Consider the following 22,841-nt stretch of genomic DNA (forward strand, 5'->3'; position numbering starts at 1 on the left):
TGGGCCGACATTCGTACGGTGAAAGGAACGCGGAGTCTTCGATGATGGAACCGAGCGCTCGTCACGTACTGCTGTCCCCGGAGCAACTGGCCGCCGTATGCCGGCGAATCGGCGACCACTCCGACCGGACCATTGCCGAAGCGTGCGCCATCGGGCTGTCGTACTGGGCGACGGGTCGCAGCCCCGACGGCATCGACCTCACCCCCGGCACGCTCTTCACCGAAGTCCTCGGATGGGTCGACAACGCAGGGGACGGGCCCGGAGGCTGGGAGGTCGGCGCGGACGGCCGGAGCATCGCCGTCCCGGACGGAGTCGCGCTCGCCGAGGCACAGCTCACGCTGGACGACCTGGCCGACTTCCCGGACCGGCCCCTCGGCACCATCGGCCCGTCCAGTGCGGCGGCGAGACTCGCAGCCCTGGCCGAGTGGAACGACACCCGGGCCGAGCGGGTCCGCCCGACCATCGTGGAGATGTTCCGCGAGCAGGCGCGGACCCGGCCGGATGCGGTAGCCGTCGTCGACGAACACCGGTCACTGACCTACCGGCAGGCAGCTGAGCTCTCCGCCCAGCTGGCCCACCATCTGATCGAACGCGGGCTCACCGCCGAGCAGGTCGTCGGCATCTCCCTGGGCCGCTCCGCCGAGATGGTCATCGGTCTGCTCGGCGTACTCCAGGCGGGCTGCGCGTTCGTGCCGCTCGACCCGCAGTGGCCCGCCGCGCGCCGAGCCGTCGTCATCGAGGACGCCGGAGTCGCGGTGCAGTTCAACGACTCGGGGGAGCACGACGGGAATGAACCGGAAGCCGTGGCCGTGGACTTGGGCGACTGGAGGTTCGGCTCCCACCCCGTCGAGGGACCCGTGGTCACCGTCCCCGGAGACGCCCTGGCATACGTGATCTTCACCTCCGGATCGACCGGGCGGCCCAAGGGCGCGATGATCCGGCATGAGGCGATCAGTGAGCGTCTGCTGTGGCAGGTCAACGAGATCCTGGGCTTCGGCCACGACGACGCGTCGCTGTTCAAGGCGCCGTTGTCCTTCGACATCTCCATCAACGAGATCTTCCTGCCACTGGTGAGCGGCGCCCGGCTGGTGGTTCTGCGGCCCGGCGGCGAACGCGACCCGCACCATCTGCTGAGCGTGATCGCCGAGCAGCGCGTCACCTTCACCTACCTGGTGTCGTCCATGCTGGACGTGCTGCTGGAGATCGCGGGCGACTCCGACCGCCTGGACAGCCTGCGGCACGTATGGTGCGGCGGCGAGGTGCTGACCCCGGAGCTGTACGAGCGGTTCCGCACCAAGCTCGACATCCCCATGTACCACGGCTACGGCCCGGCCGAGACGACGATCGGCGTCTCTCACGGCATCTACCGGGGCGCGGCGGAACGCCTGTCGACGTCGATCGGCAAGGCCAACCCGAACACCCAGCTGTACGTACTGGACGACGAGTTGCGCCCGGTCCCCGTCGGCGTCGGCGGTGAACTCTACGTGGGCGGATTCCTCCTGGGGCGTGGGTACGTGGGCGCCCCGGGCCTCACGGCGTCCCGTTTCGTCGCCAACCCGTTCGCCGACGACGGCTCCCGGCTGTACCGCACCGGCGACCTGGCGCGGTTCGCCCCGGACGGGTCGTTGGACTTCCTCGGCCGGGCCGACAACCAGATCAAGATCCGCGGTATGCGGCTGGAGATCGAGGACGTCGAGGTCGGTCTCGCGGAGCACCCCGGTGTACGGCACACCTGTGTCGTCGCGAAGAAGAACGCGGCGGGCGGCACCTACCTCGTGGGGTACGTCATCCCGGCCGCCGGGAGCGAGGACCTGCGCGCCGACGAGGTCAGGGCATGGGCCACTGAGCAGATGGTCGAGTACATGGTGCCCGCCCACATCGTCGTCATGACGGAGTTCCCGCTCACCGCGAACGGCAAGCTCGACCGGACCGCACTGCCGGAGCCGGTGGTGGCGACGGGCTCGCTGATGCAGCCCACGACCGAGAACGAGCAGGCGGTGTGCGCTGCCGTTGCGGCAGTACTGCGGCTCGAAGAGGTGGGCGTCGACCAGGATTTCTTCCAGCTCGGCGGGGACAGCATCCTGGCGATCTCGCTGCTGAGTGCGCTGCGCGATGTCGGGCTCTACGTCACGGCACGGCAGATCTTCACCAACAGCACCGTAGGGGCGCTGGCGGCAGTGGCGAGCCGTGAGGACACCTCCACGGTGGACCGCCGTGACGTCGCGACCGGTTCCGTCGTGGGCTCGCCCATCGTGCAGTGGCTCGGCCAGGCCACGGACGCGATCGACGGCTTCGTGCAGTCAGTGGTGCTCAACACCCCGGCGGACCTGACCGCCGACGCCCTCGACCGGATTCTCACCGCCCTGGTCCGGCGCCACGACATGCTGCGCGCCAAGCTGGTGCGCGGTGAGCGCTGGAGCTTCGACATTCCGGAGGCCGACGAGGCCGACGTGGCCGTCGCCGGGTGGCAGCAGAGCGACCGGCCGCTCGACGAGTGCGTCGCGCTCGCCACCGCCGGGCTGGACCCGGTGGGCGGAGTGATGCTGCGGGCCGTCTGGCGCCGCGCAGCACGAGAACTGGTCCTGGTCGCCCACCACGTGGTGATCGACGGCGTGTCCTGGCGGGTCCTGATGGAGGACCTGGCCACCGCCTGGCGGCAGTTCGCCCCGGGTACACCGATCGAGCTGCCCCCGGTGGGCACATCGTTCCGGCGCTGGACGCAGATGCTGGAACGCGCCGCGTTCGACGCGGACAGCTCCTACTACCGGCGTCCCCTGCCGGGAGAGGACGGGCCGGTGGGCAGGCGTGCGCTGTCCGCCGCCGATACCGTCGCACGCGAGCGGACACGCACCGTCTCGGTCGGCCCCGACGTCACGGCGCGGCTGCTGGGCGAGATCCCCGCGAGGTTCCACGCGGGCGTCAACGACGTCCTGCTGACCGCGCTCGCCGTCGCCCTCGCCCGATGGCGCCGCGTCCTCGGGCAGTCGCAGACTTTCGCGCACATCGAACTCGAAGGCCATGGCCGCGAAGGACAGTTCGTGGCGGGCTCCGCCGGATTCGAGCCGGAACTGTCGCGGACCGTGGGCTGGTTCACCACGCTGTTCCCGGTGATCGTGGACCCCGGTGCGGCGGCCGACTTCACGGCGCCCGCGTACCTGGCCGCTGCGCTCAAGGCGGTCAAGGAGGACCTCGCCGAGGTGCCGGACAGCGGGGTCTCGTACGGCGCGCTGCGCTACCTGACCCATTCCGAGTTCGACGCCCCCGCACCGCAGGTGCTCTTCAACTACCTGGGCCGCTTCGACGCGGGCGCCTCGGGAGATTGGCAACTCGCGGGCACCACAGGGCAGTTGGGTGAGAAGCGTGACCCGCGGATGGGTCTGCCGCGTCCCCTGGAGTTCAACGCCATCGCCGAACCCGCACCCGCTTCCACCGGCGAGTACGAGCTGGTCACCAACATCTCCTGGCCCGACGGCATGTTCACCGACGAGGACATCGCGACCCTGGGCGAGTACTTCCGGGTCGCCCTGACGGGACTGGCCGCGCTCGAACAGGGCGGCCATTCGCCCAGCGACTTCGCCCTGGTGCCGCTCACTCAGGCCGATGTCGACGACCTGGACGGCCCGGCACTGCGGGACATCCTGCCGTTGACTCCGCTGCAGGAGGGCCTTTACTTCCACTCCGTCTTCGATGAGGACTCGGCGGGTGCCTACGTCGAGCAGCAGCTCCTGACGCTGGGCGGCGACGTGGACGCCGACCGGCTCGCGGCGGCGGCCACTCGCCTGCTCACGCTGTACCCGAACCTGGCCGCGCGGTTCGTGGCCCTGGCCGACGGCCGTGTGGTGTCCGTGCTGGAGAGCGGTGTGGAGGCGCCCTTCACCACGCTGGACCGCCCCGGCATCACCGACGCCGAGATACGCGAGTACGCCGAGGACGACCGTCGTGCCGGCTTCGACCTGGCGACCGGCCCGCTCATGCGGTACACACTCATCCGCGCCGGCTCCGGCCGTGACGTCCTGGTGCAGACGGTGCACCACATCATCGCCGACGGCTGGTCGGTGCCTCCGATGCTCCGCGCGCTGCTGGCCGAGTACCACGCGCCCGGCACCGTGTACCCGGTCGGCGGCTTCCCCGACTACGTTGCCTGGCTCGCCGGACGGGACGCCGACGAGAGCGACCGCGTCTGGGGCGGGCAACTCGCCGAGCTGCCCGGCCCCTCGCTGGTCGCCGAGGGGCACACACCGTCCGACCGGTTCACCGACATCGCCGTGGAGCCGGAGGACGACATCGACGCCGTCGCCCGCTCGGCCGGCGTGCCGCTGAGCGTCGCCGTGCACAGCGCCTGGGCGGTGACTTTGGGCGGGATCCTGCACAGCACGGACGTGGTGTTCGGTTCGACGGTGTCCGGGCGCGACGCCGACGTGACCGGCATCGGGGACATGGTGGGTCTGTTCATCAACACGATCCCCGTGCGCGCCGGTTGGACCGGTACGACCACGGTGGGCGACCTGCTCGCCTCGGTGCGGGAACACCAGAGCGCGGTGCTGCCGCACCAGCACGTCTCACTGGCGCGGATCGGCCGCCAGGCCGGCTCCGGCTCGCTCTTCGACACGCTCGTGGTGTTCGATGTCGCGACCGATGTCGACGGGCTCCGGCGGCGGGACGACACACTGGTCATCACCCGCATCGTGAATGAGGGTGCCCCGCACTACCCGTTGACGCTGGTGGTGGAGCGCGCACTTGACGGCCGTCCGCGCTTCAACCTGATCTACGACGGTGAGCTGCTGCGGGAGGCGAGCGCCCGGGCGATCCTGCGCACGTTCTCCGCGACGCTCACCGGCCTGCTCACCCGCCCGGAGGCCCTTGTCGACGACCTCGCGCCCGGGAGCGACCGGCTTCCCGCGGGGATCACTCCGACAACCCTGGGCGAACTGTTCGACGCCGCCGCGCACCGTGCCCCGGCGGCCGTCGCGGTCACGCAGTGCGGTCTCGACGGCGGCACCCGGTCCTTGACATACGGCGAACTGGCCACGGTGAAAGACCAGTTGGCCTCGGCTCTGTGCGCGGCCGGTGTCGGTCCGGGCAAGCGGGTCGCCGTCGCCGTCCCACGCTCCGTCGACCAGGTCGTCGCCCTGGTCGCCATCGTCAGCGCGGGCGGCGCGTATGTGCCGCTGGACCTGGCGTATCCGGACGAACGGCTGGAGTACATCCTGGCCGACGCCTCCCCGCAGGTCGTCCTCGTGGACCGCGCCCAGCGGGACCGCTTCACGAAGCTGGCGGCCAGGGCAGGTGTGCAGGCCCGCGTGCTCGTGCTGGGGGACGAGCTGCCGGCGGGGCGCGCCGCCGAGCCCGAGGTGAGCTGGCACGACGCCGCCTACGTGATCTACACCTCCGGATCGACCGGCCGGCCCAAGGGCGTCGTCGTCCCGCACTCCAGCGTGGTGACGCTGCTCGCCAACACCCAGCCCGACATGGACTTCGGCCCGCACGACGTATGGGTCCAGTTCCACTCCTTCTCCTTCGACTTCGCGGTCTGGGAGCTGTGGGGCGCGCTCGCGTACGGCGGTGAACTGCTGGTGCCGGAGTACGGGCTGACCCGCTCTCCGGTCGACTTCCACCGGCTGGTCCGCGAGCGCGGGGTGACCGTGCTCAACCAGACCCCGTCGGCGTTCTATCAGTTCATCGAGGCCGACCGGCATGCCGACGAGCCGCTGCCCGCCCTGCGTCGGATCATCTTCGGCGGCGAGGCGCTGGAGCTCGGGCGCCTGCGCGGCTGGATCGAGCGGCACGGCACAAGCTCGCCCGAGCTGGTCAACATGTACGGGATCACCGAGACCACCGTCCATGTGACCCACCGAGTGCTGACGGACGAGGACTTCGAGCTCGGTGACGACGTGAGCCCGATCGGTGGCCCGATTCCCGGCCTGGTCACCTACCTGCTCGATGACCGGCTCCGGCCGGTGCCGCCGGGGCGGGTGGGTGCCATCTACGTCGCCGGCGACCAGGTGTCGCTCGGCTACCTGGGCAGGCCGGGGCTCACCGCGGTCCGGTTCGTGGCGAACCCGTTCACGGGGGACGGCTCCCGCATGTACCACACGGGTGACCTCGCCCGCCGGACGCTGGATGGCGAGCTGGAGTTCACCGGGCGTGCTGACGACCAAGTCCAACTCAAGGGATTCCGCGTCGAGTTGGGCGAGGTGGAGTCGGCGATCAGGGAACTCGACGGGGTGGTCGACGTGGCCGTCACCGTGGCGTCCGGCGGTGACCACCTGGTGGCGCACATCGTGGGCCGGGTTCCCGGCGACTTCACCGAGCTGCTGTCCGGGAAACTGCCCGCGCACATGGTGCCGGACCGGGTGATGCCGGTCGACGCCCTGCCGCTGACGGTCAACGGAAAGCTGGACCGCAAGGCCCTGACGGCACTGGCCGCACGGGAACAGGACGACGCTCCGGCGGCAGCGACCGACTCCGTGCTTGCCGCACTCGTCGACATCTTCACCGAGACGCTGCCCGGCACCGCCGTGGACCCCGACACCGACTTCTTCCGCGCCGGCGGCGACAGCATCGTCGCCATCACCGTCATCAACCGGGCCAGGGCGGTCGGTCTGACGATCGCGCCCCGCGACGTCTTCCTGCTCAGGACCCCCCGCGCGCTCGCCGAGCACCTCGCCACGAGCGCACCGCAGGCCACCGAGCCCACCGCGGGCCGCCGCGAGGACGGTCCCCTCATACCGACGCCGATCATCCTGCGCCAGCGCGAACTGGGCGGATCTCTCACCCGGTTCGCCCAGGCCAGGACACTCGTGGCCCCGGAGGGCACCGGCTTCGCCGACGCCGAGCGCGCCGCGAGAGCCGTCGTCGACGCGCACCCGGCCCTCCGGTTCCGCCTGCGCGTCGAGCACGGGGTCTGGGCCCTGCGCACCGAACCACACCGCGACGTCACAGTCGTGCTGCCGGACACGCCCGACGCCACGACGGCGGCAAACGAGGCCGTCGATCGCCTCGACCCCGAGTCCGGGGACGTCATCGCGTTCGCCTGGCTGGAGTCGACCCGGACCCTGGTGGTCACCGTGCACCACCTCGCCGTCGACTCGGTGTCCTGGCTGGTCCTCCTGGACGACCTGGCCACCGCCCTGCGCGGGGAGCCCCTGGCGCCGCCGACCACGTCCTACGCCGAGTACGCCGAAGCCCTGACGCTTCACTCGGCCCACGCGACCGACGACCTCGGGCACTGGATCACCACGCTCCAAGCGCCGACGCTGCTGCCGGCCGTCGACGGGCTGCGCGAGACCGTGGTCGTCCTCCCGCCCGAAGTGAGTGACCGCGTGACCCGTACGGCACCCGCCGCATTCGGCGTCGGCCTCACCGAGTTGCTGTGCGGCGCACTGCGCACCGCACTGACCCGCATCCAGCCAACGCCCACCGACCTCGCGATCGAACTGGAGCGGCACGGCCGTGTCCCGGCCCTGGAGCACCACGACTACACCCGGACGGTCGGCTGGTTCACGTCCATAGCGCCCGTACGACTCACCACGCACACCGACCCCGTCGCGGCGGCCCGCGAGCTCGCCGACCGCCAGCCGGACGAGGGCGCACACGTCGCCTACGGGCAGCTGAGGTACCTCAACCCGCAGACGACCCCGCTGCTCACCGCCCGCCCGCAGGTGCTGTTCAACTATCTCGGCCGGGGCAGCGAGTCCCAAGCGCTGCAGATCACCGGTGGTGACCACGGCAGCCCGTACGCCGTCGAGGTCAACGCGTGGTTCGACGACGCCACCGGAAGCCTGCACGCGGCCTTCGCTCTCGCCGAGGGCATCCCCGATGAGATCACCGAGCACTGGTACAGCGCACTGGAACGCATCGCGCTCGCCTCCGCGACGGCCGAGCGCACCGCGCCCGTCACCCCGCTTCAGCGCGGCCTGTTCTTCCAGGCCCAGATGGCGGGCTCGGCCGGACACTACGTCGCGCAGAGCTGGTTCACTTTCGACCGACGTCTGGACACCGACGCGCTGGCCGAGGCGATGGCGTACGTGATCGCCCGGCACCCGGTCGTGGGCGCCGGCTTCACCACCGACGACGACGGCAACCCGGTCCAGACGCTCGCCGCGGGCCGCAGCGTCGAGGTCCGTACCATCGCGCTGGCCACCGAGGCCGAGGTCGACGCCCTGCGCGTCCGTGACCGTGACACGGGATTCGATCCCGGCGAGCCGCCGCTGATCCGGATGACCGTGGTGCGGCTCCCCGACGACCGCGACGGCCTGCTGCTGAGCTACCACCTGCTGCTGTGGGACGGCTGGTCCCGCGAGATCGTCCTCAGGGACCTGTTCGACGCCTATCAGGCCGTTCTCGTAGGCGAGTTGCCGGTGCCGACCCCGGCCACGCCGAGTTTCGAGGATCACGCCCGGGCGCTCGACGCCAAGGACGCCGCCGTATCGGAACGCTTCTGGTCGGATCAGCTGGCCGGTCTCCCGGGCCCGACACTGCTCGCCGGACCGACGCCGCTTCTCTCGGACGACCTGCCACGCGCCCTCGTGCAGACACTGACGGCCGAGCAGTCGGACCTGCTGCGGGAAGCGGCCAAGGTACACGGTGTCACGCTGAACTCGGTGCTGACCGGGGCCTTCGGCCTGCTGCTGGGTGCCCGCACGGGCCGCACCGACGCCGTGTTCGGCGTGACCGTATCCGGCCGGGAGGGCGAGGGGCTGGCCGACATCGTCGGCGTGCTGCTCAACACCGTGCCCATGTGGACGCGAGCAAGGCCCGACGACACGGTCCGGGAGTACCTGTCCGCCGTGCAGGCTGCCAGGGTCGAGGCGATGGAGCACGAGCACATGGGGCTCGGCGAGATCCAGCGGGCCAGCGGGCACGACACGTTGTTCGACAGCCTGTTCGTGCTCCAGAACTTCCTCGACATGGACGCGTTCGCGGAGATGAATGCCCGGCACGGCATCACCTCGGTGAAGGCGGACGACTCCACCCACTATCCGTTCACATGGGTCGTGACGCCTGGCGACCGGCTCACGGTCAAGCTGGAGTACCGCGACGAGGACGACGGCGGTGCCCGGCGTCTCCTCGACGACTACCTGCGCGTACTCGCAGACCTGGCCCGGGCGACCGGGCCGGTCGGGGCGTTGCGCGGGCTGGGGCCGCAGCCCACGCCGGGCGAGCGCACGGACGTCGGCACCGACACCGTGGTCGACCGGTTCGACCAGGCGGCGGACCGTGACCCGCAGCGGGTGGCACTGGTCGCCCACGGCTCGACCATGACCTTCGCCGAACTGCGGGACCGCAGCCGCGCGGTGGCCGGTGTGCTCGCCGCGCGTGGCATCGGCCCCGAGACGACCGTGGGGCTCGCGATCCCGCGCTCCCTCGACTGGATCGTGGCGCTGTTCGCCGTGCTGCGCGTCGGCGCCGCGTACGTGCCGCTGGAGCTGGACCATCCGGACGAGCGGATCGCCGCGATCGTCGAGGACGCCCGCCCGGACGTGATCCTCACCGTGAGCACCGTGTCTCCCCGTCTGACGGGCGAACTGCTCGAGCTGGACCGTCCCCTGCCGGCTGCCGAGCCGTTCGTGACGTTCGCGCCGGGCGACCCCGACCGGCTGCGGCATCCCGCGTACACGATCTACACCTCGGGATCGACAGGTAGGCCCAAAGGAGTGGTGACCGAGTACGCCGGGCTCACCAACATGCTGATCAACCATCAGCGCAGGATCTTCGAACCGGTGCTGGCCGAGCACGGACACCGGATCTTCCGGATAGCGCACACCGTGTCGTTCGCGTTCGACATGTCGTGGGAGGAACTGCTGTGGCTCGCCGACGGGCATGAAGTGCACATCTGCGACGAGGAGTTGCGCCGCGACGCGCCCCGACTGGTCGAGTACTGCCTGGAGCACGGCATCGACGTCATCAACGTGACGCCGACCTACGCCCAGCAACTGGTCGCCGAGGGCCTGTTGGACAACGCGGACCGGCGTCCGCCGCTGGTTCTCCTCGGCGGCGAGGCCGTCACCCCGAGGTTGTGGCAGCAGCTCGCCGAGACCGAGGGGACGGTCGGCTACAACCTGTACGGACCCACCGAGTACACCATCAACACCCTGGGCGTCGGCACCTTCGAGTGCGAGGATCCGGTGGTCGGCGTGGCCATCGACAACACCGACGTGTATGTACTGGATCCCTGGCTGCGGCCGCTGCCGGACGGCGTCCCCGGGGAGCTGTACGTCTCGGGCATCGGCATCGCGCGGGGCTATCTCGGGAAGCCCGCCCAGACCGCGCACCGTTTTGTTGCCTGCCCCTTCGGCGTACCCGGCGAGCGCATGTACCGCACCGGCGACCTCGTGCTAAGGCGGCCCGACGGAAACCTGACGTACCTGGGTCGCACCGACCAGCAGGTCAAGATCCGGGGACACCGGGTCGAACTCGGCGAGGTCGAGGCCGTGTTCGCCGCGCACCCGGCTGTACGCTTCGTTGCCGCGGTCGCCCAGCCCGACCCTCAGGTCGACGGCGCGTACCGGCTGGCCGCCTACCTCGTGCTGGACGGCGCGGACCTGGCGGCGGTGGCCGCCGAGGTGGGCGCGGGGCTACCGGACTTCCTGCGCCCGACGCACTACGCCCAGGTCGCCGGCATCCCGCTCACGGTGAACGGGAAGGCTGACACGAAGGCGTTGCCGGAGGCCAAGCCGCTCGGCGCGCTGACCACGGCGGGGGAGCGCGGTCCCGAGACCGAGACCGAGACCGTGGTGTGCGAGTTCTTCGCCGAGGCACTGGACCTGGACGATGACGAGGTGAGCGCGGTGAGTGACTTCGTGTCCCTGGGAGGACACTCCATGCTGGCGGTACGGCTCAACGGACTGCTCCGCCGCGAGTACGGTCCGGTGATCACGATCCGAGACCTGTTCACCCTGCGAACCCCGGAAGCGATTGCCCGCCACCTCGATGACAACTCCTGACACACAGCGACCCCGCGCGGGGTCCGACATCCTCCGGACCGCTCTGCGCCGCAACCTCGGCGCCATGGTCTGGGGCACTGTCCTCATGGGCCTGTACCAGGCGGGCGAGACGGCTTTCCCGATCGCGCTCGGCCTGATCGTCGAGCACACGATGCAGGACCGGAGCCTCGGCTCACTGGGCCTGTCGATCGCCGCGCTGGCCGTGATCATCACGACCGTCTCGCTGTCGTGGCGGTTCGGGATGCGCGTCCTGCAGAAGGCCAACACGACCGAGGCACACCGCTGGCGGGTGAGGGTCGCGGCCTGCGGGCTCCAGCCGGTGGCCAGGGACGTCGACCTCAAGTCGGGCGAGGTACTGACCATCGCCACCGAGGACGCCGACCAGACCGCCGACATCATCGAGGTGGTGCCGCTGCTGATCAGTTCGCTGGTCGCGGTGGTCGTCTCGGCGGTCGCGCTCGGCCTGGCCGACCTCCGGCTCGGTCTGCTGGTGATCGTGGGCACCGTCGCGATCATGTCGATCCTGAGCGTGCTGTCCAGGCGGATCGGTTCCAGCACTCAGGAACAGCAGGCTCGGGTGGCGCGTGCGGGTGCCAAGGTCGCCGACCTGATCACCGGCCTGCGTCCGCTGCACGGTTTCGGCGGCAACCACGCGGCGTTCCGGTCGTACCGGAAGGTCAGCACCGAGGCGAAGCTCCAGGCGATCACCGTCGCCAAGGTGAACGGCGCGTACGCGGGCACCGCGCTGGCCCTCAACGCGGTCCTCGCCGCCGCCGTGACCCTGACGGCGGGTTGGCTGACCTTCGACGGGCAGATCAGCATCGGGGAACTCGTCATGGCGGTGGGGCTGGCACAGTTCATCATGGAGCCGCTCAGGCTCTTCTCGGAGATGCCGAAGTACGTGATGATCGCGCGTGCCTCGGCCGAGCGGATGGCGCTGGTCCTGACCGCGCCGCCGGTCACGACGCCGGGGCCAGAACGGCCGGCCGCCGGCGGGGACCTGGAGCTCGACTGTGTCCGATACGGGACATTGCGCGACCTGAAGTTCCAGGTGCCCGCCGGGGAGTTCGTCGCGATCGCCGCCTACCAGCCGCGTGCGGCGGCCGACCTCGCTTCGATCCTGGCCGTCAACGTCCCGCCGGACGCCTACGAGGGAGCGGTGCGGGTCAGCGGACAGGAGTTCGCGGACCTGTCGATCGAGGCGGTCCGCGCGCACATGCTGGTGAACCCGTACGACGGCGAGATCTTCGCGGGCACGCTCCGCACGAACATCGACCCGTGCGGCACCAGCCGGTCGGTGCCCGAAGCCGTCGAGGCATCCATGCTGACGGACGTCGTCGCACTCCACCGCGACGGCCTCGACTACGGCGTCCGCGACCGCGGCGCCAACCTCTCCGGTGGTCAGCGCCAACGGCTGTCCCTGGCCCGGGCGTTGGCCGCCGACACCGACGTGCTGGTCCTGCACGACCCGACGACCGCCGTCGACGCGGTCACCGAACAGCTCATCGCGCGCAACGTCGCGAAGCTGCGCCGGGGGCGCACCACCGTCGTGATCACCAGCAGCCCGGCACTCCTGGACGCCGCCGACCGAGTCCTCGTGCTCGATGACGGGGTCATCACGGCCGAGGACACGCATCGGAACCTGCTGGCCACCGACGCGGACTACTGCCTGGCTGTGGCTCGGTGACCTGACCGGCTAGTCAAGGGCCCAGGCGACATCCCTGAGCAGGGCATGTCGCCAGCCCGCCCGGTCGTGGCCGGAGGCCGATCGCGAGACCCGTACGGTCGCACGAGCCTGTTCGGTCAGGGACTCGGTCAGTGCGCAGTGGGGCAGCATCCGTGTCTCGTGTTCCCCGACGTCGAACGCAACCCGTAGACCGGACAGGTCGGGGCGCTCCCGCAGACGCGTGGCTATGGAGCCGCCGACCGGGCCGCCCATCGGGTCCGGCAGGTCCATGGCGCCGGGAGTCCACCAGAACGACCCCGACTGGCAGGCGACGCGGGACACCAGGTCCGGGAACTCCAGCGCCGCGTACATCGCGCTCAGTCCGCCGAGGCTCTGCCCGGCGACCACCAGCCGGTCCGGGTCGGCGGGTACGCCGGACTCCGTCACCAGCGGCAGCAGTTCGTCCCGGACCGCCTCCCAGAGCTCGGGCCTGCACGCGAACTCGGCCGCCCTGGCCTTGGCCGGCAGGAACACCAGGGTGACCGGGGGCATCTCGCCACTGGCGACGGCCGAGTCGAACGCGGTCATGGCCGGATGCAGATACAGCCAGTCGTCCCCGTCGAGCAGCAAGACGACCGGTCCACCACCTCCCGCCGGATGGACTCGTACCGCACGCCGCCCGCCGAGCCGTTCGCTGGTCCAGCGGATCCGCGTGCGTGGGAGGGGCAGGACGTCATCGGCGCCTACGACGGGCCAGTGCGGCTGGTCGGCGGCGTCCGGGGTCGCAGCGATGGACCGGTCACCGCCCGCACCCACCGGGTTGAACGGGTCGGCGTACGCGGAGTCGCCCGCGCGCAACTGGTAGGTCACCCGCAGCCGCGCGGGCATGCTCACCTCGGCGTACCAGCAGTCCGTTTCGCCCCATCGGCGCAGGGGGACCGGCTCCGACCAGCTCTCGAAGTCGATGCTCGCTTCAGACCCGCGCCACAGGAACAGGGTCACCCAACCGCCGTTGTCGGCAGGCACCGACGGGGGTGCCCCCGCCGCTGCCCAGAACGCGTCGGTGCCCGGTTTGCCGGGCAGTCCGAACTCGGCGAAGGCGTTCTCCATGTCGGCCGTGACCAGAGGCATCAACGTCTCCTTGTGAGGGGGAAGCGGCGACGGCTAAGATCCTGTCAATTAGGCCAGGCTAACCTAATGTTGACGTTCTGAGGAGGCACTCACCATGAGCACCAACCCCTTCGACGACAACGAAGGCCGTTTCCTGGTCCTTGTGAACGACGAGGGCCAGCACTCGCTTTGGCCGTCCTTCGCCGACGTGCCGGGGGGATGGACGGTCGTCTTTCACGAGAACACCCGAGAGGCGTGCCTGGAGTACATCGAGTCCCACTGGACCGACCTGCGTCCCCGGTCCCTCTCGGCCTGAGTCCGCAGGGTCCGTGCCGCCCGGCGCGAAGGGCTGCCCCCGGGCCGGTTCGGGGGCGCTCGGAAGCCCAGCTCGAACAGCGCGTGGGTGACTCCTGGTCCGGGCGCCGAGGGTCCCTGTCGGCGCGCCCGGCACAGGCGGGCGTCGTGGAGGCCCTGACGAAATGCCCCGGTCGGAGCTGCATGAACGCCACCGTCGTCATCACCACGGCCAGGTCCGGGTGAGAGCAGCGGCGGCGGGTATCCGAACCTGCATGGTGCGTACGGTGCGACAGCTGGGATCGGTCATTCTCAGCGCAAGGCTCTGGGAACGGCTCCCCGTTTCGGCGGCGCACCGCGCCAGGCCGGTGGCGCCCAAACTGCCTCACGCCGAGGCGGACGAGCCGCGCCACGAACACGACGCCGAGGTCGCCCACCCCTGGACAGCCCCGACCCGTGCAGCCGAGGGACCGGGATTCCGGGAGCGTGGCGACGGACACCGGCGAAACCTGACGGCCCTGCGGCGGACCCCGGTCTCCATCTGGAACGACGACGTGACCGACTGGGCCGCCTCGCTCACCTACTACTCGGTGCTTTCGATCTTTCCGGTGCTGCTCGTCACAGTCTCGCTGGTCGGCCTCACCGGCGCCGCGACCGTCCGGGACCTCATCAGCAACGTCAACGCTGTCGTACCGGCGGAGTCGCGTGCCGTGATCGAGAACGCCCTCAATGACATGGCCGACCGGCATACGGCTACATGGCTTGTGGTCGGTTTCGGGACCGCAGGTGCACTGTGGTCAGCGTCGAGCTACCTGGCAGTGTTCCGTCGGGCTTTGCACGCCATGCATGGTGTCGAGGACCGTCGACCGGTGTGGCGGACCGCTCCCCGCAACGTGATCACGGCTCTTGTGCTCCTGGTGCTGTTCGTCTCCAGCGCCGGGGCGCTCATGCTTACTGGAGAGGTGGCGCGTACCGTCGGCCGAGTCCTGGGTATGGGCGAGGCCGCCGACACCACTTGGGCCATCGCGAAATGGCCACTGCTCCTGCTCTTGACCGCCGTTCTGGTCTGGGTGCTGTTCCATACGGGACCGGCCCAGGCGCGCGGTCTGGTTCAGAGGGCGCTCGGCGGTGCCCTCGCCGTGGTCCTGTGGCTGATCGCGTCCGTCGGCTTCGCCCTCTACGCCTCCCTCGTCGGCACCTACAGCCGCCTCTACGGTTCGTTGACCGGGGTGATCGTCTTCTTCGTGTGGCTGTGGGTGTCCAACCTCGCCCTGCTGACCGGCGCCCAGTTCAACGCCGAGCTTGTCAAACTGCAGAAGGGCGAACGGTGACCCGCGGGCGCGATAGGTCGCCGGCTGCGACGCCTGCGCGGGCTTCTGGCCGGAGCGGGGCGCTGCCCACTCAGGAGCACCCCGTCTGGCCTCCGGCCTCCTGCACCGCCTTCGCGGGCGTGCAACACCGTCACGTCACTCCGGCGTATGGCTCATGGCCGGAACCACCTGCCGAGCGTCTGCCTTCCTCAGGTGGCCTGGTGGATGGCCCAAGCGGCGTTGATCAGCCCGATGTGGCTGAACGCTGTGGGAAGTTGCCCAGAAGGTGGCCGCTGACGGAGTCGACCTGCCCATCGTCGGCCCCCACGGACCGGTAGACCAGACCGTTCCCGCCAGTGAGTTGCGCACTTACGGCGTCTATGGTGGCCCGCATCCGGGGCATCGGCGGGGATGAAGCCGAGGACGGGCATCATCAACGCGGAGGCATCGACAACGCCCGACCCGTATGCCTGGGTGTACGCTCCGGCCTCTCCGTCCCACCCGTTCTCCTCGATCGCGGCCGCGATCTCATCCCTGGTCGAAGTCCACTCGTGCACGCGATCGGACGCGTCGAGATCGTCCGCCAGTGTCAACGCCCGGTCGACGGCGAGGGCGTCTGTCACGCTGACCGCTCCCGACTCAAGACAGCAACGAAGTCCCTCCGCCTTGGTGGAGAGACTTCGTTGTGCCGACCGGGGCCTGCGTGCCGCTGGTGCCGGTGCGGCAGGTTCCATTGGCACCCAGCTGTACGGCGAGGCGGCCGCGCCTTCTGCTTGTATGCCCTACGCGGTGCGGCCGTGTGTTTGGTGCCGAGGCAGACGCGGCCGCCACGCACGCTGTCGGCTAGGCCCGCAGCTCCTGGAGGCGCTCGAGGTCTTCATGGACCGTCTCCCGCTCCTCGGCGGTGAGGTTGACCGCGACGGCCTCGGTGAGGGCCGTCGTCGCGGTCCCGTTGTCGCCGAGACGCTGGGCGACGTCCGCGCGGAGGACGAGGAGGCGAAGCAACTGCACGGGTGTGGGCTGCTCGTCCTCAAGGTGCAGCACCCGGTCGATGATCTTCGCGGCGGCTGCCGGGTCCTCTTTCGAGTCCGCCAGGAGGAGCGCGTGGTGCAGGGCACGGGCGAAGGTCTCCTTGGGGGCGGGCCGGTGGTGCGGTTCCTCGCTCGTCTGCTGCCCGATGCGGATGCAGTTGCCGCCGGGGTCGGTCATGAGGAACTGGCGCACGCCGTAGGACATGTCCCTGAGTGGCCCGATGCGCGGTAGCCCGCGGGTCGGAACCCTCCCGTAGGCCGCCTTGAGTCCGGCCCGGAAGGCGGCGTGCAGCCCGGCTACGTCGTCGATCAGGATGTAGCACGTGCTGAATGACTGGGCAGGCTCGTACTGCTTCATCCCGAAGAACTGAAGCTCGATGCCACCGCGCTGCACGACGGCGTGCGGGTTGGGGCTCTTCTGCTGGAAGGTCACCTCGAACCCGAGGGCGGTGTAGAAGTCGAGAACGGGCTGGATGGTCCGGCACGGAAGGATCGGGATGGTCTTCTCACTCATACCTGCACACTAGTCAAAGTTGACTATTGGGTAAAGGCGCTGCAAGGAGTCCAACGGCCGGGCGGTCGGGATACCCACGATCTGGCCTCGTGGCAATGGACTCGGCTCCGCCGTCCCACCCCGGCCCAGGCGGCTACGGGCTCGGTGTGGGGCAGGGAGAGCACTCCGCGATCATTCCGGCTGGCGTCCACAGGGCGTTCACGTAGCCCCGCGTGAGTAGCCCTCACCAGCTCCACGGTGGCTTGAGGCGGATGAGGCGCGTGGATCCCGGAGCAGGACGAGTGATCACTGTCCGGGCAAGTCGGTGCGGCGGGCAACGGACTAGCTCCGTTGCCCGCCGCCGCATGGCTCTCGCGGATCAGCTGAAGGGGATCACCAACACGGACTTGTCCGTGCCTGTCTGCAGTTTTGCGGCGCCGTTGCCGATGGCGCTCCAGACTTCGAGACGTACGGTGCCGCCCTTGAGGTTGCCCAGAGTGCCCGTGGAGGCCTTGAGACCGCGCGTCTGCGTGTACTCCTCCCACCCGGCGACCGGGTCGGTGGCGAAGTAGTTGTACGTCTCGGCCCGGTCGAAGGTGCCGTCACCGGTGAGGTCGTAGCTGACGCGCGCCTGTTGACCGAGCCCGACCGTGGTGTCGGCGTCCACCTGGAGCCGGAAAGTGGTTCCGACGCCTTGGGTGAGTGTGCCGTTGACTCCGCGGACCTCGTAGACGAGGGGCTGGTGCGGGCTGCCGTCGTGGTTGGCGCCTCCCGCGGATGCGATCGTGTCGCTGCCCAAAGTGCCATCGGTCGCCGTGGTCAGGACGCCACCGCTGCGCAGCTGGAAGCTGTTCCCGGTCGGCGGGTCGGGGTCGGGGTCGGGATCCTGCGACCCAGACCCGGTACCGGTCGCGGTGGAACGAGCCGGCACGGAAAGGGTCTTGCCGTCCGAGAAGGTGACGGTACGGGCCGACGATCCGTGGTTGTGGGCGACGTACGTGCGCGCCGTCCCCTTGGTGAGGACGGCGGAGGTGGGGATGTCACCGGTCACCGTCGCGTCCGGGGCGCCGAGCGCGTCGAGGGTGTTGATCCAGTGGTAGGTGTGGGCCTTCGATTCTCCCTGTTCCGGGGTGTATCCGGCGTTGCCCGCGTCCCACTTCGCCTTGGCCGTCGCCGGGTCGGCCATGGACTGGAACTCCCAGAGGATGTCGCGCCATTCGACGGCCGGGCCTCCGTTCTCCCGCTCCATCTCCGCGATGTTGCGCCGTATGGCGGCCTTCTCACCGCCGAGATGGAGTGATCCGCCGGTGACGGGCAGGACATTGATGCCGTGGATCTCCTCGGGGTTGGCGGTCCACCAGGTGGCGTAGGCTGCGCCGCTGCCCCAGACCATGCCCGCCGTGTCGTGCCCGAACGAGGAGGGGAAGACCTGCTCGTCGGCGTCGAACCAGTACTGGGCTATGGATTCCGACTCGGTGGTCAGCAAGTAGGTGCCGAGGTCACGCAGCGAGGTGTCGCCGGTGGCGGAGCCCCACAGGACGAGGGCTGCGCTGAGGTTGGTGGACTCGGAGGAGGACTCCTGGTTGTTGCCGGCGGCGAAGCCCTGATGGCCGGATGCCCAGCTGTGGCCCGCGTAGACGTCGAAGCCGCGCAGGAAGGGGAAGGAACTGTCGGTGCGGCTGGGGTTGGCGGTGTCCCGTACGAGGGTCTTGACCATGCCGCCCCATGCGGACTCGGCGACCCATCCCTGGTCGTACTGGGCGACGATCGCCGCCGCGTAGACGTAGTAGCTGTAGTGGAAGTGGTGGTCGTTGAGCTCGGTGTCGCTGCCGTAGGACGCGGGATAGCCGGTGAGGGTCTTCCAGTCCTTGTCGTAGCTGAACTCGTTCGCGCCGCCGGCCGTGAACCATTCCTGGAGCTTGCCCTTGATCAGGCCGAGAAGCCGGTCGCGGATGCCGGTCTCACCGATCTGCTCGGCCACCGGCACGAGTTGGGCGAGGCGGCCCAGGGCTTTGCCGGTCCAGTACGTGTCAGTAGCCCCGGAGAAGGGGTCGGCAGCATTCACGACCTCGTTCAGGTATCCGCGTAGCCGAGCTGCGTCCACACCGTTCGATTTCGGCAGGGCGGGCAGTACCGCCGCCGCCTTCTGGCTCGTGGTGAACGCGGCCGACTCGCGGACCTTCATGGTGCCGCGCGGCGAGACATAGGTGTAGGAGGTGAGGGCGTCCGTGGTGTTCAGCCACTGGTGGCGGTAGAGCGCCTGGAGTGCGCCGCGTTCGGTGCCTTCCTTCGCCTCCGTGGTGAGGGTGTAGGTGGCGTTCACGGTGCCACCGGTGTAGCTCCAGGTCACCTTGGAGCCGGTGACGAAGGTGTAGGCGTACTTCTTGAAGGTCGCCAGTGCGTCGGTGTTCGGCAGTACGGCGACGGAGAAGTAGTCCTTGGAGCCGAGACCGGCGGTGATGGTGGAGCCCGCGACGTTCCAGTCGCTGCCGGTCGGCGCGAAGAGGGCGTAGTGGTGCCCGCCGACGGTGATGCCGAGGACGTTGGATTGGTCGGCGAAGACGGTGGGCGCACCGGCGGTGGTGATCTGGGCGTTGCCGCCGGAACCCTTGGCGTATACGAACGGGGAGCCGTGGCCGATGGTGGTGCGCAGGGTTCGGGCACCGTCGGACCACAGGGGAGTGACCGTCCAGTCGGACCAGTCGTCGGCCTTGGTGTCAGGGGAGTTGAGGCCGGTCAGTCCGATCGTGAGGTCGCGCTTGTGGGCGTACTCGTACTGTCGGCCGTCACCGACGATCGCGGGCGACGTCGGGTAGCCGACGTCGAGCCCGCCGGCCGTGGCCTGGTAGGTGAGGGGGTGCCCGTACATGGGAGTCGACCACGGGTTGTCGCCGTAGCGCTGGAAGGCGAGGGAGGACCACCAGTCGTTGGTGGGCACGGGCCGGTTCCGGGCGGCTGTGGTCAGCTTGGGAGTGACGGGGGTTCCTGTGTTGGTGGTGGGGCCCGATGTGCCGGGGGGCCGGGTGTCGGAGTAGCTGCCGGAGCCTACGGGAACGGTAGCCGCGGCCGCCGGTACGGCGGCCGGGACCAGGCCGACGACGGCGAGCGCTGAGGCCAGCAGCAGTATGACGGCCGGTCTGGTGCGTGGGGATGGCATGCGGCACCTCAAGTCTTCACAGAAGAGGAGTCTGAGAGCGCTCTCAGATGGCCGGAACGTAAAGCCTATGTAATGCACGTGTCAATCCATTGAACGAGCCCGGGAGTTGGCGACGAACGAAGTCCGTTATGTCTTCGCCCCTTGATGATGCCTGTCGGTGAAGTCGGCTCCCGGTGGGTGCAGTCCAGTGCTCCGGCTGGCAGTTCCCCTGCTCGGTAGGTCTGGCCGAACGCCCCGCGCCTGGGGCCAGGGCTGCCGCCGTCCGGCTCTGCCCGTTCCCTCGCAAGTCGTCGGTGCGCCAGATCGGGTGACGAGCCGTCACCCATTATCGCGCGGCGCAGTGGCCGCTCTTTACATCGATGTAATGACTGTGGTGCCATAGACAACCGCCAGCTCCTGTTGCGCTGTCCGCAAGGTCGGTAAGCCAAGGCACTTCGAGAGATGTTGGGGAGTCGCCGATGCGCGTTCGCTCCGTCACCACTTTGGTGACCGCCCTGTTCGCCCTGCTCGTCAGCCTGATCTGGGTTCCGCAGGCCACGGCCACGGACCGCACGGCGGACGCGGCACCGGTGGCCGCAGCGGCGGGAACCTTCCGCAATCCCCTCAACACAGGACCGGACCCGTTCGTGACGTACGCGAACGGGGCCTACCACCTCACCACCACTCAGGGTGACAGCATCAAGATGTGGCGCTCCGCCTCGCTGAGCACCCTGCTCGCGACCGACCCGATCACCGTGTGGAAGGACACCGACGCCTCACGCAACCAGCACATCTGGGCAGCCGAGTTCTACCGCTTCAACGACCGCTGGTACATGTACTACACGGCGAATGACGGGGTGGACGACCATCACCGGCTGTACGTCCTCGAATCGCAGGCTGACGACCCGGCGGGGCCGTACCGCTTCAAGGCGAAGCTCACCCCGCCCAACCACACCGACGACTTCGCCATCGACCCCGGGATCCTCCAGCACAACGGCAAGCTGTACCTCGCCTACAGCGGCATCAACGCCTACCAGCACAACGGCCTGAACATCGCGCCCCTGTCGAACCCCTACACCGTCTCCGGCAACGCCATTGCCCTTGACGGGGCCGGAGGATGCCCCGAGGTCCGTGAGGGCCCCGAGTTCCTGTACCGCAACGGCCGCACCTGGATGACGTACTCGGCGTGCGACACCGGCAAGCCCGACTATCAGGTGTGGATGATGTCCCTGCCCGACAACGCCGACCCTCTGGTTCCCGGCAACTGGACCCAGCACAGCGGGCCCGTCTTCTCGCGCAATGACGCCAGGGGCGTGTTCGGTCCTGGCCACCACGCCTTCTTCCGTTCTCCCGACGGAACGGAGGACTGGATCATCTATCACGCCAAGACCACGTCCGACTTCACCTACACGAACCGCACGACCCGTGCCCAGAAGATCGGTTGGCGTGCCGACGGCAGCCCGGACCTCGGCACCCCGCTCGCCCTGGGCGCCACACAGGACCTGCCCGCCGGCGACCCCGGGTCGGGCAACTACTGGATCAACGATGACGGCCGTTCCAGTGGCAGCGGCACGGTGACGTACCAAGGTGCCTGGAATTCGGGCACGGGCTGCGCGGCGCAGTGCTTCTGGAGCGACGATCACTGGAGTGATCGGGCCGGCAGCACCGCGACGTTCAGTTTCACCGGCACCAGGATCGCGCTGCTGTCCGTGAAGGACACGGGCAACGGAATCGCGGCGATCCGCATCGACGGGGGTGCCGAACAACGCGTCGACTTCTACGGAGCGATCCGCACCGGTGAGACACTTCAGTACCTCAGTCCACGCCTGCCGCACGGCGCGCACACATTGCAGGTCCGCGTCACTGGGGAACGTAATTCCTCCTCCGTGGCAGCGTTCGTGAGCGTGGACCGGGCCGAGGACTACATCGACTGACAGTGCACCAACCGGGGAGACGAACGGGCCGTCTGCAGGCGGGTGGGAGTCTCCCCTGCCGCAGCCACCGCGGTACATCCGTGCCATCCGGTCTGTCCGGCGCGCACGCGGGGCTGCGGCTAACGGCTCATCGGATCGCGTTCGCGTCGGCCAGCAGGCCGACCACGGCCGACGCGGCGGTGCGGTGCCAGTGTCCGCTCCGACGGAGCATGGCGTGGCCCCCACCGGCCATGATCTTCAGCTCGGCCCGTGCGCCGGCCGCACGCGCGCGGCTCACGAACGACGCCGACGCGTGCGCATCGGTGACTCGGTCGCGGTCACCGTGGAGCACGATCACGTCCTTGCCTCGCAGGTGGGCCACCGGCTCCCCTTCCGGACACCAGGGCGCAAGCGCGAGGACCGCCCGTACCCGCGGGGCGACGGCCGCGCGCAACGCCGCCCGGCCTCCCATGGAGTGGCCGACCAGGACGACCGGTACGTCTTCGGCCAGTGCGGCCAGTTCCCTGAGCGCCTGCCGGGTATCGCGGACAGGATCAGCGTCGTGACCGTTCCAGCCGCACACCCTGTAGCGCACCTCCGCCAGCAGGACATCGTCATCCGGCACAGCCGCGGCGACTGCCCGTACGAAGGGTCTCATCCGGACCGGTGAGGGGTACCACCCGCGCGACGTGGACCGACTGTGCGCCTTGCCGCCGTGGAGGAACAACACGGCTGCGCGAACCGAGCGTGGGCTGCGCCGTGTCAGGAGTGCGGCTGCGCTCTTCCGCGTAGCCGCGGACGCGGACGTGCGTTCGTTGCCGCCCATTCATCCTCCTCAAGTGGCGCGCTCGACCCCAGCGGGATCCGGATCGATCGCTGATCAACAAGCGTCGCAGGCCGTCCTGCAGCGTAGACGTCGCCTCGCAACGCAGTGCTGTTCAT

10 protein-coding genes are annotated in these 22,841 nt (G+C 69.5%); 5 read left to right on the plus strand and 5 right to left on the minus strand.

Annotation, left to right across the window (positions count from 1 at the left end; translation table 11 throughout):
- Positions 1-41 precede the first annotated feature (41 nt).
- Positions 42-10,946, plus strand: a complete 10,905-nt coding sequence (locus OHO27_RS42615; RefSeq protein WP_328430238.1) for a non-ribosomal peptide synthetase — start codon at positions 42-44, stop codon at positions 10,944-10,946.
- On the plus strand, positions 10,933-12,633 hold the full coding sequence (locus OHO27_RS42620) for an ABC transporter ATP-binding protein (protein WP_328430239.1): 1,701 nt from the start codon (positions 10,933-10,935) through the stop codon (positions 12,631-12,633). The genes OHO27_RS42615 and OHO27_RS42620 overlap by 14 nt, the downstream gene beginning before the upstream one ends.
- Positions 12,634-12,642: 9 nt before the next feature.
- Here OHO27_RS42620 and OHO27_RS42625 read toward each other — a convergent pair whose 3' ends face one another.
- Positions 12,643-13,743, minus strand: coding sequence for an alpha/beta hydrolase-fold protein (locus tag OHO27_RS42625; RefSeq protein WP_328430240.1), 1,101 nt, complete (start codon positions 13,741-13,743; stop codon positions 12,643-12,645).
- A gap of 94 nt (positions 13,744-13,837) precedes the next feature.
- Here OHO27_RS42625 and OHO27_RS42630 point away from each other — a divergent pair, with 94 nt between their 5' ends.
- Both OHO27_RS42630 and OHO27_RS42635 read left to right on the plus strand, forming a co-directional pair.
- Positions 13,838-14,038 (plus strand): MbtH family protein, encoded by a 201-nt coding sequence (locus tag OHO27_RS42630; RefSeq protein ID WP_328430241.1) that lies wholly within the window; start codon positions 13,838-13,840, stop codon positions 14,036-14,038.
- A 265-nt stretch (positions 14,039-14,303) separates the two neighbouring features.
- Complete coding sequence (locus tag OHO27_RS42635) at positions 14,304-15,347, plus strand: YihY/virulence factor BrkB family protein (protein WP_328430242.1); 1,044 nt, start codon at positions 14,304-14,306, stop codon at positions 15,345-15,347.
- A gap of 188 nt (positions 15,348-15,535) precedes the next feature.
- Here OHO27_RS42635 and OHO27_RS43335 read toward each other — a convergent pair whose 3' ends face one another.
- The 3 genes from OHO27_RS43335 to OHO27_RS42645 all read right to left on the minus strand — a co-directional run bounded on the left by OHO27_RS43335 (position 15,536) and on the right by OHO27_RS42645 (position 20,007).
- Positions 15,536-16,060: a glycoside hydrolase family 15 protein gene (locus OHO27_RS43335; RefSeq protein ID WP_443059678.1), complete on the minus strand. Its 525-nt coding sequence runs from the start codon at positions 16,058-16,060 to the stop codon at positions 15,536-15,538.
- A gap of 109 nt (positions 16,061-16,169) precedes the next feature.
- Positions 16,170-16,871, minus strand: a complete 702-nt coding sequence (locus tag OHO27_RS42640) for a bleomycin resistance protein (RefSeq protein WP_328430243.1) — start codon at positions 16,869-16,871, stop codon at positions 16,170-16,172.
- A gap of 358 nt (positions 16,872-17,229) precedes the next feature.
- Positions 17,230-20,007: a glycosyl hydrolase gene (locus OHO27_RS42645; protein ID WP_328430244.1), complete on the minus strand. Its 2,778-nt coding sequence runs from the start codon at positions 20,005-20,007 to the stop codon at positions 17,230-17,232.
- A gap of 458 nt (positions 20,008-20,465) precedes the next feature.
- On the opposite strand from OHO27_RS42645, the gene OHO27_RS42650 reads away from it, so the two are divergent.
- Positions 20,466-21,920: a glycoside hydrolase family 43 protein gene (locus OHO27_RS42650; protein WP_328430245.1), complete on the plus strand. Its 1,455-nt coding sequence runs from the start codon at positions 20,466-20,468 to the stop codon at positions 21,918-21,920.
- A 127-nt stretch (positions 21,921-22,047) separates the two neighbouring features.
- Here the strand turns inward: OHO27_RS42650 and OHO27_RS42655 are convergent, their stop codons facing one another.
- Positions 22,048-22,725, minus strand: coding sequence for an alpha/beta hydrolase (locus OHO27_RS42655; RefSeq protein WP_328430246.1), 678 nt, complete (start codon positions 22,723-22,725; stop codon positions 22,048-22,050).
- Positions 22,726-22,841: the final 116 nt, after the last annotated feature.

The organism is Streptomyces sp. NBC_00443 (assembly GCF_036014175.1).
GTDB lineage: Bacteria > Actinomycetota > Actinomycetes > Streptomycetales > Streptomycetaceae > Streptomyces.

Excerpts from the sequence above, each read along its gene's own strand:
- OHO27_RS42615 (WP_328430238.1), top strand. The coding sequence starts at position 42 with ATGATGGAACCGAGCGCTCGTCACGTACTGCTGTCCCCGGAGCAACTG.
- OHO27_RS42625 (WP_328430240.1), bottom strand. The coding sequence starts at position 13,743 with ATGCCTCTGGTCACGGCCGACATGGAGAACGCCTTCGCCGAGTTCGGA.
- OHO27_RS43335 (WP_443059678.1), bottom strand. The coding sequence starts at position 16,060 with ATGGAACCTGCCGCACCGGCACCAGCGGCACGCAGGCCCCGGTCGGCA.
- OHO27_RS42630 (WP_328430241.1), top strand. The coding sequence starts at position 13,838 with ATGAGCACCAACCCCTTCGACGACAACGAAGGCCGTTTCCTGGTCCTT.
- OHO27_RS42655 (WP_328430246.1), bottom strand. The coding sequence starts at position 22,725 with ATGGGCGGCAACGAACGCACGTCCGCGTCCGCGGCTACGCGGAAGAGC.
- OHO27_RS42650 (WP_328430245.1), top strand. The coding sequence starts at position 20,466 with ATGCGCGTTCGCTCCGTCACCACTTTGGTGACCGCCCTGTTCGCCCTG.
- OHO27_RS42645 (WP_328430244.1), bottom strand. The coding sequence starts at position 20,007 with ATGCCATCCCCACGCACCAGACCGGCCGTCATACTGCTGCTGGCCTCA.
- OHO27_RS42640 (WP_328430243.1), bottom strand. The coding sequence starts at position 16,871 with ATGAGTGAGAAGACCATCCCGATCCTTCCGTGCCGGACCATCCAGCCC.
- OHO27_RS42620 (WP_328430239.1), top strand. The coding sequence starts at position 10,933 with ATGACAACTCCTGACACACAGCGACCCCGCGCGGGGTCCGACATCCTC.